General features: G+C 72.7%; 13 protein-coding genes, 1 tRNA gene and 1 pseudogene. 4 read left to right on the forward strand and 11 right to left on the reverse strand.

The annotated features are described in order from the left end of the window. The first annotated feature begins 23 nt into the window (after positions 1–23). The gene (locus HNR21_RS05670) at positions 24–1,001 is read left to right on the forward strand and encodes a glycoside hydrolase family 25 protein (protein ID WP_182704346.1); all 978 of its coding nucleotides are present in this window, start codon (positions 24–26) and stop codon (positions 999–1,001) included. A gap of 752 nt (positions 1,002–1,753) precedes the next feature. Beyond that, positions 1,754–2,014, forward strand: coding sequence for a hypothetical protein (locus HNR21_RS05675; RefSeq protein WP_220500048.1), 261 nt, complete (start codon positions 1,754–1,756; stop codon positions 2,012–2,014). Positions 2,015–2,110: 96 nt separating this feature from the next. Here HNR21_RS05675 and HNR21_RS05680 read toward each other — a convergent pair whose 3' ends face one another. From HNR21_RS05680 to HNR21_RS05700, 5 genes and pseudogenes are all read right to left on the reverse strand, one after another. Then, on the reverse strand, positions 2,111–2,965 hold the full coding sequence (locus HNR21_RS05680) for an SDH family Clp fold serine proteinase (RefSeq protein ID WP_182704348.1): 855 nt from the start codon (positions 2,963–2,965) through the stop codon (positions 2,111–2,113). 670 nt (positions 2,966–3,635) lie between these two features. Continuing rightward, on the reverse strand, positions 3,636–3,917 hold the full coding sequence (locus tag HNR21_RS05685) for a DivIVA domain-containing protein (RefSeq protein ID WP_182704349.1): 282 nt from the start codon (positions 3,915–3,917) through the stop codon (positions 3,636–3,638). 45 nt (positions 3,918–3,962) lie between these two features. Next, complete coding sequence (locus HNR21_RS35030; RefSeq protein WP_246441989.1) at positions 3,963–4,271, reverse strand: hypothetical protein; 309 nt, start codon at positions 4,269–4,271, stop codon at positions 3,963–3,965. Positions 4,272–4,348: 77 nt separating this feature from the next. Beyond that, positions 4,349–4,777, reverse strand: a pseudogene (locus HNR21_RS36560) (class I SAM-dependent methyltransferase); the annotation flags it as partial. 183 nt (positions 4,778–4,960) lie between these two features. Continuing rightward, a complete protein-coding gene (locus HNR21_RS05700) occupies positions 4,961–5,239 on the reverse strand; it encodes a hypothetical protein (RefSeq protein ID WP_182704352.1) in 279 nt (92 codons plus the stop codon). A gap of 494 nt (positions 5,240–5,733) precedes the next feature. On the opposite strand from HNR21_RS05700, the gene HNR21_RS05705 reads away from it, so the two are divergent. Continuing rightward, positions 5,734–6,288, forward strand: a complete 555-nt coding sequence (locus tag HNR21_RS05705; protein ID WP_182704353.1) for a hypothetical protein — start codon at positions 5,734–5,736, stop codon at positions 6,286–6,288. On the opposite strand, the gene HNR21_RS05710 is transcribed toward HNR21_RS05705, so the two are convergent. The 3 genes from HNR21_RS05710 to HNR21_RS05720 all read right to left on the reverse strand — a co-directional run bounded on the left by HNR21_RS05710 (position 6,289) and on the right by HNR21_RS05720 (position 8,124). After that, on the reverse strand, positions 6,289–7,008 hold the full coding sequence (locus HNR21_RS05710; protein ID WP_182704354.1) for an Rv1352/Rv1906c domain-containing protein: 720 nt from the start codon (positions 7,006–7,008) through the stop codon (positions 6,289–6,291). Positions 7,009–7,270: 262 nt separating this feature from the next. Continuing rightward, positions 7,271–7,414 (reverse strand): hypothetical protein, encoded by a 144-nt coding sequence (locus HNR21_RS05715; protein ID WP_182704355.1) that lies wholly within the window; start codon positions 7,412–7,414, stop codon positions 7,271–7,273. A 65-nt stretch (positions 7,415–7,479) separates the two neighbouring features. Then, positions 7,480–8,124, reverse strand: a complete 645-nt coding sequence (locus HNR21_RS05720; protein WP_182704356.1) for a LysE family translocator — start codon at positions 8,122–8,124, stop codon at positions 7,480–7,482. 132 nt (positions 8,125–8,256) lie between these two features. On the opposite strand from HNR21_RS05720, the gene HNR21_RS05725 reads away from it, so the two are divergent. Further along, positions 8,257–10,215, forward strand: coding sequence for a WD40 repeat domain-containing serine/threonine protein kinase (locus tag HNR21_RS05725; protein WP_182704357.1), 1,959 nt, complete (start codon positions 8,257–8,259; stop codon positions 10,213–10,215). On the opposite strand, the gene HNR21_RS05730 is transcribed toward HNR21_RS05725, so the two are convergent. The 3 genes from HNR21_RS05730 to HNR21_RS05740 all read right to left on the reverse strand — a co-directional run bounded on the left by HNR21_RS05730 (position 10,197) and on the right by HNR21_RS05740 (position 13,282). Beyond that, on the reverse strand, positions 10,197–10,694 hold the full coding sequence (locus tag HNR21_RS05730; RefSeq protein ID WP_312880861.1) for an Imm7 family immunity protein: 498 nt from the start codon (positions 10,692–10,694) through the stop codon (positions 10,197–10,199). The two genes, HNR21_RS05725 and HNR21_RS05730, sit on opposite strands and share 19 nt — an antisense overlap. 321 nt (positions 10,695–11,015) lie before the next feature. Beyond that, a tRNA-Ser gene (locus HNR21_RS05735) sits at positions 11,016–11,104 on the reverse strand. A gap of 60 nt (positions 11,105–11,164) precedes the next feature. After that, positions 11,165–13,282, reverse strand: coding sequence for a MinD/ParA family ATP-binding protein (locus HNR21_RS05740; protein WP_312880862.1), 2,118 nt, complete (start codon positions 13,280–13,282; stop codon positions 11,165–11,167). Between the last annotated feature and the right edge of the window lie 163 nt (positions 13,283–13,445).

Below are 13,445 nucleotides of genomic sequence, written 5' to 3' on the forward strand. Positions count from 1 at the left end.
GCCGGCCTGCCTACGCTGCTGACGTGCCAGAACCTTCTACTGCCCTTCTCTTCGGCGTGGACGTGGCGAGCTATCAGGGCGAGCCGGACTGGCGGCGCGTCTACGACTCGGGCGTGCGGTTCGCCTTCAGCAAGGTGTCCGAGGGGACCGGCTACACGAATCCAACGTGGCCGCATAACCGCCGGGGGATGCTCGCCCTCGGTGAGGGCTTCGTGCCCGGGGTCTACCACTTCCTGCGCAGCGATGCCGATCCGGTGGCGCAGGCCCGCTACTTCGTGGACAAGGCGGGCGACCTCACCCGCTTCGCCGTCGCCCTGGACGTCGAGCCCCGCAGCGACGTGGGGTCCCGGCCGACCGCCGCGCAGGCCCGCGCGTGGGTCGCCGAGGTCAAACGCCTGACCGGCGGGCACCGGGTGCTCGGCTACTACCCGCGCTGGTGGTGGGATCAGACCGGCCGCCCGGAGCTGACGTTCTTCGACGGCCTGTGGCAGTCCCACTACGTCAGCGGCGAAGGTGACCCGGCGACGCTGTACGCCCGGGTGCCCGCCGACTGGTGGACGGGCTTCGGCGGCGAGTCTGTGAAGATCCTCCAGTTCTCCAGCTCCGCCAGCGTCCCGGGGATCTCCGGTCGCTGCGACGTCAACGCCTACCGCGGCTCCCTCGCCCAGCTCAAGACTCTGACTCTCGGCCCCCAGGAGGATGACATGCCGTACGGCACCCTGGCCACCGGTCCGGCCGCGCAGACCCCGGTCGCGATCCCGGCTGGCCGCGCCACCACCTTCGGTGTGGCCGCCGACCCCAGCCGTGTCAGCGTCCCGGAGGTGAAGCTGCGGGTGGCGATGCACCGGAAGGGCGGCGGCACCGGCTGGACGGTGAAGGAGATCACGCTCACCGCCGAGCAGCCCACCGCGTCGCTGGCCCTGCCGGACCAGTGCGACGCGATCGCCGTGGAGCGCGGGGAGGTCGGCGCGGCCGTGGAGGTGGCCTGGTACACGGCCTGAGCAGGACATCGTGAGCGCGCCGGCCGTTGGGCTCCGTGCGAGAATGCTCTCCGGTGCCTAGTGGCCGCCTTCATAGCGAACCGGCACTCTCAGTTCCCAATGCCCTACGCCGTCGGGGCCCTCACGCACCGGCCGGCCGCAGGGGCATGTCCAGGGTTCCACGTCGTCGACATCGGCGGCCGGCGGCCAGAACCGCAAGCGCACCTGCTGTGTCTTGGGGCCGTCTGGCCGGGTGGCCAATGCTCGATCATGAAGCGGTAGGGCTGGTGGGCCTCCAGCAGGATCGGCAGGCTGAGCGGCGTGGAGGAACCGCCGTGCATGTGCGCCGCCGCCTGGACCCGGTAGTCCCGCGGCACTGTGATCGACCCGAATAGGGCTGCGTGCCCGCGGCTCTCCTCCAACTCGGCAACGATCTCCCCAGGGTGCGGGGGGCCCAGATCCTCGTGGCGGCGTTCGCGTTCTTCGGCTCGCCGCTCGGCCTCGATCTGAACGGTCTCCCGGGCTGCCTGAGCTGACTCGTGCGCCGCGCGAGCCGACTCCTGTCCGGCGCCCGCCGACGTCTCGCTCGCCTTGGCCGACCGGTGCGCGTAGTACACGGACGCCACCGAAATCAGTACGGCAACGACGGCGATCCAGTCTCCGGTGTCCATCCCCGTGTCCACTCACCTACCAGGTTCCGACCTGCGCTGACGCGCTATCCACCGCTCAAATGTCCCCAGGGATGTCCGGGGCCGTGTCCGCTGGAGGAGATCATGCCCCGCCTCAGGGTGCCCCTTCTGCTGAACCCAAGATTGGAGTCGGCCGCTGTCGGTTCGACCGCCGCCGCGGTGTACGCCGCGGCGCGGATGCTGTGGAACGTCTACGTCGACCACACGGATGTGTTCGACATGGATGTGCTGGTGGCCGCCGTGGTGGCGGTGTACGGCCTGTACGTGCGGGCGAAGGCCACCCCGGTCGCCGATCCGCGCGACGCTGACGGGCGGCCCCTGGTGTCCGCTGGGGAGCACAGGTAGCGCGCAGACGCCCTGCCATGCGAGCGCCCCGCCCCCGATGATCGGCTTCTGGCCGAGGGGGCGGGGCGTTTCGTCGTGTCCGAGGTCAGATGAAGGCTACTCAGAGGGGACGCGCATCACCTGCGACGCGGTCCTGCTCTCGTAGATCGACATCATCCGCACGCCCCCGAGCGCGAAGTAGCGCGTCCAGATCCGCCAGATCTCCTGCCACTCCTCGCACTGGGCGTCAAGTTCCCGGATGGGAAGCCCCATGGCCTTGGCCTCGGTCGCGCCGACGACGGCCGAGTGCATCTGCGGGTCGTGCACGAGCTGGTCGGTGACCCGTGCAGCAAGCTCCTTGGCCTCTTCCGGGGTGCGGTCGGGATTGGCGCTCAGCGCCTGGAGGGCAATGTCGTCTGCCCTGCCCAAAGCGGACTGGGCGAACTGGAATATGGTGGCGTCGATGGCGCCGCTTCCCAGCAGCATGGCGTGGATCTGGTCGGTGTTGGGGCGGCTCTCAACGTCAGAAAGCGCGCTGTTGACGGCGGCGATGACCTCCTTGGCGCTGACGAATCCGCGGTCGGGGATGAAGATCTGTGGGTCGATGGGACCCAGGTCAGAGCTGGGGCCCATAACGATCTCGTGTGCGCCCAGGGCCAGGATCGTTGCGGCGCTCTTGGCGATGTCGGGGATGACGACACAGAACCGCCGGCAGCTCGCCTGCGCGAGCCTGGCCAGCCGAACGGCGACCTCCCCGTCCCCTCCAGGGGAACACAGCAGCAGATGCAGATCCTGATCCGGGTCGGCGTCGTGGAGGAGCTCGGCGAAGTAGGTGACGCTGTCGGAGTGGATCACATCGATCATCACGATGAGCCGACAGTCGTGCTTTTCCTGGTACCGCTCGATGAGCTGGCGGCGCAGGTAGCGGGCTTCATGCTGCGCGCCGAACAGGGGGGTGAAGTCCTTGGTCACCTGGTCCGCCCGCGTCCCGGGTACATCCGTCCCCGGTTGGCTGCCGCTGAGCTGCTCTTCTTCGCCGCCTGCCGCCCCCGCCGCCAGGCTTCCTGCACGGACCGCTGCCGCTCCTCCCACTCGGGATCCGGCCGGCGTATGGACGTCTTGACCTTCCGGTCCTTCGACATCATCGCTCCCTAGGACAGTCCGTTCTCTCACCATCAACGTAACCTTCGGGTCTGACACTCATGCGGGTGTCTGGATCAAACATGGCTTTGCCAGGGGCCAATCTCGTTCGTAACTGTGACTGGCTAGTAGGGGAACCCCGCACGCCGTGCGGGATGAACAAGGTGGCGGGAGAGCCACGGCCTTCTCGTCTGCGACCTGGGCGACCTGCACGCTGAGGGCGTTGGCAAGGGGATCCCGACGACACCGCGCCAGCGACCAGGCGGCACGGCCGCTCAACATGCCATGGGCTGGACGCGCACAGGATCACGACGTGCTCCTCCGAGAGCAACCTCGCGTTCGGGAGGAGGTGCCGTAACGAACGCGCCGGCGTTAGGCCGGGGCGTTTCGTCGTTCTCGGGGTCAGCTCACGCGCGTGCAGCCGTCCTCCAGCATTACTTTGATGTGGGCCTCGAGTGCCTCGCGCACTCGCAGGACAGGCAGCTGTTCCATGTCGAGCCTCTCAGCGGCCCTGGAGGGCGGCGAGCTGCGCGCGGGCCTCGTCCCGCTCCCGGATGATCGTCTCCAAGGCGAGCGCGACCCGCTCCAGGAAGGCGTCAACCTCCGGGGTGTGATACCCGGGCAGCAGCCGCGTGGTCGTGAACCGGACGTCGTAGATGTCCTGCGGCGTCATGTGGGCAGGGTCGGCCGCATGCCGGGGCTTCGGCTCGTCGCCGATCCGCCGGCTCAGCTCCTCCACCCGCTCGGTGAGGCGTTCGAGGGCACGTGCGATGTCGTCGCTCATGGATCCGTCCTAGCACGCGGCCCCGCCCCGCCGGGGCCGGTTCGGTCAGGCCACCAACTGGAGCGTGGCGAGGTAGAAGCCGCGCCCGTCCGGGGTCCCACAGGCCGCCAGCTTCCAGGGGGAGCCCTCCAGCAGGTCGGCGAGCTCGTCCTGGGAGAGCAGGAGACGGTCGAACCACGGGCTCACCCGGCCCTGGTAGCGGAGCCGCATCGTGACCTGGCCGGGGAGGCGGCCCTCCGCGCGGTTGCGGTCGTGGTAGGCACGGTGCAGGGCGTGGTGTCCCGTGTAGGGGTCGTGGCCGACCGCGTAGACGTGGGCCCCGGGACGCGCCAGCGCGGCCAGGCACTCCAGCACGCCGGGGCCTGCTCCCGGGAGCCGAGCAACCCCAGGTTCCCGCCGAGCATCATGATCGAGTCGAAGGTGCCGATGTCGCCGGGCTGGGCGATCGTCCCCTTCCGGACGTCCAACCCCTGCTCGCGGGCGATCTGCACCGCACCCGGCGAGGGGTCGATCCCGACCACCTCGTAGTCCCGAATGGCCAACATGTGCCGACCGGCGGCGCATCCGACGTCCAGGACCCGGCCCCGCGCCCTGCGCACCGCCAGCCGTTCCGCGGCGGGCCAGTCCGGCTCCTCGGTGAAGTAGCGGAACGAGTCCTCCACGGACACGTAGCCGTCTTCCCTCTCGACCACCTGCAGCGCCACGGCCCGGCGGGGGCCGGCGGCCCAGCAGTCCAGCAGCATGCGGCCGAACCCGTCGCCGTCCGTGGGGAGGCGTAGGGGGTCGGTAGGACGGTGGTGTTCTGGTGGGTCATCTCTCCTGGCTTTCGTTGTCGCGATGGGCGGCTGGCCTGTGGGCATGGCGACCAGACCGCAGGGCGGTGAAGGGCTGAGGGCGGGGTCGCAGCGTCGTCCCACTGCGACCCCGCCGGCCGTACCCCCGGTCAGGTCCCCGGGCGAGCTGCCGGGGCGTACGGCGATGGAAGGGACGACGGTCCATGCGGGGTCACCGGGCCGCCGCCCCGGCTCACGAGGCCGGTGAGCTCACGGCGTGCTCCCGGCTTCGGCGGCGAGCATGCCCTTGACGGCCACGACCGCGTTCATCGTCTGGGTGGCCTCGCAGATCGGGGCGCCTCCGGCGCGAGTGAACCACAGCCGCCCGTTGTCGGAGGCGCGCCGCTGGGCCCACACCTCGGCCTTCCGGCCGTCCTGGTCGGTGATGATCAGGTGGTAGCCGGTCATCAGGACGCGGTAGCCCTGGCCGCGCAGCACGGCGGCGAGCGTGTTGAGCGCCCGGCTGCGCTCCTCGGCGGTGGTGATCATGCCGCCGCCACGAGTCCGAGGCCGGACATGAACCGCCGGAACCTGCCGGGCGTCGGCTCGGCAACGTGCCGGGGACCGGTCTGGGTCGGACGCCGGGGCGGGCTGGTGGGCGCGGTGGTGCAGGACGCCTGCTGCGGGGGCGTCGACCGCACCACCGCGCCGTCAGCAGCCCCACCCGGCATGCGGCGCTGGGTCGGTCGCGCGGGTGCCGGGCGGGGGGTCTGGGGGGTCGAGGCGTGGGAGCCGTGACGGCCTGGGGGCGGGACGCCTGGGCGAGCGCCTTGTAGTACGCGGCGAGCTGGGCCGCCAGGTCCGCCGCGCTGGACGCCTGGATCAGCCCGATCACGCCGCTGGACGCGGCCAGCCACAAGCGCGACTTCTCGCCGTACCAGGCGAGGGCATCCGGGAACTGGGCGTGCAGCTCGGCGAGCTGCCGACGCCTCCGGGGACGCCGAGCTGCAGATCTGGGTCCGTGGCAGGGCCGCTGAGGACGCATGCTGGGGCGAGCGCCCCGAGACCGTCATCACCAATCTGACCGGCGAGGCGATCGAGATCGCGGCGGAACACCGTCTGCTGGCCTGGCGCGGGCCTATGCCGCACGTGTTTACCTAACGGCCGCCCAAGGCGACTTCGTCCAGGCGCACGCCTCGCTGGCCGACCTCAAGCGGACGTTCGACCTGTTCCCGCAGGACACGGAGCAGTCGGTCCTGGCGTTCCGGGAGACTCAGCTGCGGTGGGCCGAGTCCTACGCGCACATCCTCGCGGGGGACAGCCGGGCCCGGGAGACGGTGGCGCACGCCCTCGATCTCTACCCGTCCGACGCGCACGGTCCCCGCTCGAACCTGGAGCTCATGGACGCGGCTGCGCTCATCCGGGCCCGGGAGGTGGAGGCGGGCCTGGAGCAGGCCCTCACCGTCGTGGAGCGCCACCCAGACGCCACCACCGCCGCCAGGGTGGTGCTGACGGGACAGATCCTGCGGACGCTGCCGAGTAAGGCCCGCGAGCTGCCCGCCGCCCGGGAACTGCAGGCGCTGACCGCCGGCACCTGATCAGCGCACGCGCAGCCACCGGTCGCAGCCCTCGCTGGTGAACCCGCCGTCCGAGGGGCTGATCGTCACCGTCACGCCGCCCGGGGCGTTGGTGACGAAGTCGTTGGCGATGGTGTCGCCGCCGCGCGTCGAGCGCTCCCAGTAGCAGTTGGTCACCCGGCCGTCAGTGCGGTAGGTGCCCGGCTTGACATCCTCACCGACGGTCCAGGTGCCGTCCTCGAAGCTGTCCTTCAGGCGCTCCTGCTCCTTCTTCAGCAGCGGCAGGTGCTCCGGGCACAGATGCGTGATCGCCGCCTCGTACAGCGGCTCGTCGTCGGTGTCTTGGCTGTCGCGCAGGAGCTGCGCCGTGGGTGGACCGTCCACGTCCGGAAACTCGTCGTCGGCAAGGTAGCCGCGGTCGTCGCCAGTGCAGGCGTACCACCCGTTCCCGAGGGCCTCCTTATCCTCGCTGTCGAACGGCGGCTCTTCTCCCATCTCCTCCAGGAAGGCACGCTCCCGGTCGCTGAGGGCCGTCAGGAGGGTGGCGGTGGGCGAAGGGGTGTACGACGGGCTACTGGTGGCGAGCAGCTCGTCGAGAGTGGGGCCGTCGGCCGATTCGTCCGAGTCGCCCAGCACCGCCACCGCGATGAGGATCACGAGGACGGCGCCAGCGATGAGGAGGATGTTCCGGCGGCGCTCGGGGCTGGGGTCGACCGGCGGCGGGAAGCGGTTGTCGGCCATGACGGCTCCGGGGGTCGGGGAAGTCCGTTCCTGTGACGCACCGCACATCCGCCCGGTTCACCGGTGTGCCCCGCCGTCCCGCACCGTCCCGGCAAGGCACACGCAGGGCACACTGCCGGGGGTCGGTGCGGGTTTTTGCGGGACGGTCTTTTGCCTGGTCAGAGCAGTGATCGCCGGGTCTCCGCTGGCAGCGCTGGGGCGTGCAGGAATTCCAGCATTTCAGCAGTACCGGCCGCTGAGCCGGGCGTTTCGTCGTGTCCGATCAGTCCGGCACCTCGTCGGGTTCGTCGTCGTCGGGGTCGGGTCCGTGACCGGGCGGGGGCTCGGGGGCGCCGGGGCCGGGGTCGGCGGCCGGGACGGTGGGCTCGCGGGGGATCGGGTCGGGTTCGATGGGCGCTGTGGTCATGCGTGGCGGGTACCCGGCCGCGAAGCGGTGACACGCCCCGGCCGTCGCCGGAGCCGGTCAGCCGGTCAGCCGGTGCGGCGGGCGGACGGGCTGAGGGCGGTGAAGACGCCGAGGCCGATGAACGTGGTGCCCATGGCGTAGCGTTCCGCGCGCAGGGCCCGGGCGCTGCCCCGCAGCCAGGGGCCGACGACGCCGGCCAGCAGGCCGTACGCGCCGTCCGTGCACAGGCCCAGCAGCACGAAGACCAGGCCGAGCACCGTGATCTGCAGTGCGGGCGCGCCCCTGGCGGGGTCCACGAACTGGGGGAGGAACGCCAGGAAGAACAGCGCCAGCTTGGGGTTGAGCACGTTGACCAGGAAGCCCTCGCCGAGCAGGCGGCGGGTGCTCTTGGGGGTGGCGGCGGCCGGGTCCCCGGCCTCCCGGGAACGGCCGACCAGCGTCCGGACCCCCAGGTAGATCAGGTACGCGGCGCCGGCGTACTTGACGACCGTGAACGCCAGCGAGGAGTTCAGCAGCAGCCACGACAGGCCCGCCACGGCGGCGGCCACCTGGACGAGGGTCCCCGCGTGGATGCCCACCACCGCGGTGACGGCGGCCCGGGGGCCCTGCCGGACGCCCTGCGACACTATGTACAGGACGGCGGGACCGGGAACGAGGAGGATCAGGGTGGCCGTGACGACGTACACGGCCAGGGTCGAAAGGCTCGGCATTTCCGCACGCTAACCCGCTCGCCGCCGGAAGGCCATTCATTTATCGGGCACCGCCCGGTGGTCGTCCACGGATCGTCAATCGCGCCTGTGGGTGATGTTTTCCCGGGCCGTTCCGGCTATATCGTCCCAGTCATGATCCACGGCCCAGGTGCGCTGATCGCCGGGCAGTACCGCCTGGTCGAGGAGATCGGGCGGGGCGGTTTCGGCGTGGTCTGGCGGGCCCGCGACGAACGGCTGGAACGCCAGGTCGCCGCCAAGGAACTGTTCCTGCCCACCTACCTGGGCCACGGCCGGCGGGACGAACGCCGCGAGCGGAGCCTGCGCGAGGCCAGGTCCGCCGCCCGGATCGTGCACCCGTCCGCCGTCACCGTCTACGACGTGGCCGAGGACGGCGACTGCCCGTGGATCATCATGGAGCTGGTTCCGGGACGCGCGCTGAACGCCCTGGTCAGGGAGCACGGACCGGTGTCGCCCCGGCAGGCCGCCCGGATCGGTCTCCAGGTGCTGGGGGCGCTGCGGGCCGCCCACGCCGCCGGGGTCGTGCACCGTGACGTCAAGCCGGGCAACGTCCTCATCGGGGAACGCCGCGTCGTCCTCACCGACTTCGGGATCGCCACCATCGAGGGGGATCCGGCGATCACCCACTCCGGGCTCGTGATGGGCGCGCCCGCCTACACGGCGCCCGAACGGGCCAGGGGCGAGCCCGCCGTCCCGGCCTCCGACCTGTGGTCGCTGGGCGCGACCCTGTTCTACGCGGTCGAGGGACACCGTCCCTACGCCGGACCCAATCCCAACGCGGTCTTCCACGCCATCCTCAACGGGGACCCCGCCCCTCCCAGCCACGCCGGTCCCCTGGCCCCGGTCATCACCGGCCTGATGCGCAAGGACATCGACGAACGCCTCACCGCGCCGGAGGCCGCCGTCATGCTCCAAGAAGTCATCGACATGACCCCGTCCCCCGCACGGCCGCGCACCGAGCCCACGCATCGGGGCCGCCGCCCCGCCCCCGCGAGGCGACGCACCCGGGACAGGCCGGACGGTCCGCCCGGACGCCGCCCCGCCCCCAGGAGCCGGCGCATCCTCACGGCGGCGGTGACGCTCCTCGCGCTGGCCGGCGGCACGGGTGCGCTGCTGCTGTCGTACGACCACGTCGTCCCGGCCCGCTCGGCCCGGCCCGTGCATGCCGCCGCGCTCGGGATGCCGCCGCCCGCCACGCTGCCGCCCGCCCCCGGCAGGCTGCACGCGGTCGCGTTCGCCCCGGACGGGCGGCTGCTGGCCACCGGCGGGGAGGACGGCCGGGTCCGGCTGGTCGACGTGACCGGGCGGCGGCAGGTCGCGGCGCTGGCGGGGCACGGGCACGCGGTGCTGGCGGTGGCGTTCAGCCCGGACGGGCGGCTGCTGGCGTCCGGCGGCCACGACGGCACGGTGATCCTGTGGGACGTCGAACGGGCCCGCCGGGTCGCGACGCTGGCCCCGGACCTGGGCGTCGTCGGCTCGGTCGGCTTCGGCCCGGACGGGCGGCGGCTGGCGGTCGCGGGCGCGGACGGGGTGCGGATCTGGGACACCGTCACCCGCCGGGCGGTCCGGTCGTTCGACCCCGGCGAGCACCGGATCGTCACCGACTTCGGCGGGCACGGCGCGCTGGCCGTCGCCGGACCCCGGACGGTGCGGATCTGGCAGCCCGGCGAGTCCGCACGGGGCACCGTGCTCGGCCGCACCACCTCGGCCGTCCGCGCCGTCGCCATCAACCCCGGCGGCACCATCGTGGCCTGCGGCGGGAGCGACGGCCGCGTCGCCCTCTGGGACACCCGCACCCGCGGCCCCGCCGGCACCCTCGTCCACGGCCGGGACGTCCACGCCGTCTCGTTCAGCCCGGACGGCCGTACCCTGGCCACCGCCGGCGGCTCCACCGTCATCCTGTGGGACGCCGCCACCGGCACCCGGCTGCGCACCCTCACCGGCCACACCGGCACCGTCGCCGCCGTCGCCTACAGCCCCGACGGCCGCCTCCTGGCCACCGCGGGCCACGACAGATCCACCCGCCTGTGGCCCACCGCCGGCCGACCTCCGGATCACGCGGTCGGGTCGTAGGGGTCCTCGATCGTCGGGACGAGCGGTGAGAAGAACGGATCCTCGCGGACCGTCACCCTCCCCCGGGCGAGCACGTACACCTTGAACGCGTTCTCCCCCGGCCACTCGGTGGTCTCGTCGTCCCACTCGTGCAGCAGCCCGTACGAGCCGGGAGCCACCCGGCACAGCTCCCGGAGGAACAACTCCAGGTCGGCGGCCTCGCCCCCGCGATGGTTGGTCAGGGTGGCCACGGTCACGAACCCCTCACCGTTGACCACCTTCATCTGGAAGTGGCCGGCCCACCCGAACCCGCCGACCAGCTCCGCGATCTCACGGTGCACCCGCCCCTCCTCGGCGAGCTCCGTGTCCCCGGGAGACGCCCGCACAACGAACCACCCCGTCACCTGATACACACCCGCGCCCCTACCCGAATGCTCCAGACCGTCCCGAGCCGGACGCCCCACCCCTTCACAGACCCAGGACGTTCCCCGAACAGACACGGCGAGGGCATCGACGAGAACCTAGTCCCCCGAACAGGAACGACCTGCACAGCCGCACCCCGATCCACGGGCAAGCCCCCATCGAGGCCCGGAGACTGCCCTCGGCCAGCACGGCAGGGGGCAGCGACGAGGAAACAACGTCCCCAAGCAGGGCTCGCCCTGCACAAGCACCATCCCAATCAGGAATCGCCTGCAGCCGGCACTCCGGTCCGCGGGCGAAGCCCGCACCGGGGGGTCCGGGGGGTCGTCCCCCCGGGCAGGCACGGCGAGGGGCACCGGCGAGGAAACGAAGTTTCCGAGCAGGGTTCACCCTGCCACGAGCGGAGAGTGTGGGATTCGAACCCACGAGGACTGTCCCCAGCCCTGGGCGCTTTCAAGGCGCCTGCACTAGTCCACTGTGCGAACTCTCCTCGCCCCCTGCGGGGCGTTCACCACGATAGCGGGGAACGCCCCGTGGCCGCGCGGGCGTTTCAGGCCGGGCGGGCGAAGGCGTCGGCGACCTCGGCGGCGAGCTGCAGGTAGGCGTCCTGGCAGGCGGGGGAGAGCTGGTCCAGCTCGACCTCCGCGCCCTCCTCCAGGTGGTCGTCGTAGGGGACGCGGACGACGGCGCGGCAGCGGCTCTCGAAGTGGGCCTGCAGGCGGTCCAGGTCCACGGTGCTCTTGGTGCGGGGCCGCACCATGGACAGCACCACCACTCCGCTGCGCACCAGGTCGCCGTAGTCGTGCGCCTCCAGCCAGTCCAGGGTAGCGCTGGCCGAGCGGGCGCCGTCCACCGAGGGGGAGCTGACCAGCACGAGCTGGTCGGCCATGCTCAGCACGCCCTCCATCGCCGAGTGCAGCAGGCCGGTGCCGCAGTCGGTCAGGCAGATGGAGTAGAAGTGCTCCAGCACCTCGGCGACCGCGCGGTAGTCGTCCGCGCTGAACGCCTCGCTGACCGCCGGGTCCCGGTCGGAGGCCAGCACCTCCAGCCGGGAGGTGCCCTGCGAGGTGAACGCCCGGACGTCGGCGTACCGCTGGATCCGGTGCCGCTCGTTGAGCAGGTCGCGGACCGTCGCGTTGGTCTCCAGCGGGACCTTGTCCGACAGCGTGCCGCGGTCCGGGTTGGCGTCCACCGCGATCACCCGGTCCCCGCGCAGCGACGCCAGCGTGGCCCCCAGCCCCACCGTCGTCGTGGTCTTGCCGACGCCGCCCTTGAGCGACATCACCGCGACCCGGTGGTGGCCTCCGGTGAGCGGCGTGCAGGCCCGCTTGATCAGCTCCTGCCGCCGCCGCTCGGCCGGGGACATCCCGGGGTGGATCGCGCCGCCCGTGGCCTTGTAGATCATCTTGCGCCAGCCGCCGGCCGGGGCCCTGCGCCGCCCGCGCAGCAGGTTCTCCGCGCTCAGGCTGTCGGAGGTCTGCGGCTCCTGCCCGTGCTGCTGCGGCGGCGCCTGCTGCGCCGCCCCGTAGGCGGGAGCCCCATAGGGCACGGGAGCGGGGACCCCCGGCTGCCCGGCCGGAGCCCCCGGAACGTGCGCGCCGGGCTGACCACCCGCCGCGGGCAGGGGGAGCGGCCCACCCGGAGGCTGTACGGGAACGTACCCGCCGGGCACCTCGCCGCCCGGCTGTCCAGGGGGCGGCGGCATCCCGGGACCGGCCGCCGGAGGCGGGGGAGGGTACGCGCCGGGAGCGTCACCGCCGGGCTGTCCGGCCGGTCCGCCTTCCACCGGAGCGTTCGCGCCCGGCTGCCCGGGAACCGGCGGCGTGCCGTGCCCGGCGGCCGGGGCGGGAGCGTACGGCGCACCCACGGGCGGCTGCCCGGGCGCGGGCGGTGGAGGGTACGTCCCGGAAGCGTCACCACCGGCCGGTCCGCCTCCAGCCGGAGGCGCACCTTCGCCCGGCTGTCCGGCCGCTGGAGCGCCGGGTGCGTCGCCGACCGGCTGCCCGGGGGGCGGCGGCGGAAAGTTCGGTGCCGGGGCCCCCGCGGCGGGGGGAAACGCCGGAGGAGCCGGGGGGTGACCCACGGGGGCGGGCGGCTGCATCGCGCCGGGCGGCGGAGGCACGTCCGCGACCGGCGGGCCCTGCGGCGGGGGCGGGAGGGTGCCGTCCGGCATGGGCGGCGGCGGTGGCGGAACGTGCGGAGCCGGGGGCCCCTGGGGCGGCGGCGCGGCCTGGTACGGGGCGTAGGCGGGCGGAGGCGGCGGCCCCTGGACGGGCGGACCCGCGGGAGGCGGAGGGGCCGGCGGGCCCTCCGCGGGCGGGAAGTCCGCCAGGGTCTCCTCCTGGTACGCGGTGCCCGAGGCCGGGGCGTCGGGAAGCGGGTCCAGCGGAGGCGGCTCGGGGGCCTCCTGCGGCGCCGGGCCGCCGCCGTACTCGGGCGGGGCGGGGAGCGGCGGCGGCTCGTACCCCACCTGCGCGGGGAAGAGCGGCGGGGACGCGGGCCACGGGTCGCCGGGGTACTCCCCCTCGTCCACCTGGGTCGCGTCGGCCTGCGCGGAGGCGTCGCCGGAGTCGGGCGGCGGAACCTGGTCGGCCTGTTCCTTGCTCATGGCGTCCAGGGAGGCCAGCTGCTCCTCGAGGGAACGACGCTCCTGATCGTTCTTAGCCACCGGTTCTCCCTCCGGACTGTCCCCGAACGGCTGGTCAAGAACAGGTCCTCAGCAGCCTAAGGCAACGCGTACTCCACCAATACCGCGCAGCGCCGCGCCAATGCCCCGTCAAGAACGATGTTGCCGTTCCGTCACCCGGCCGTGCCTGCGCTTCCGCTTTCCG

It is taken from the genome of Thermomonospora cellulosilytica (assembly GCF_014138835.1).
GTDB lineage: Bacteria > Actinomycetota > Actinomycetes > Streptosporangiales > Streptosporangiaceae > Thermomonospora > Thermomonospora amylolytica.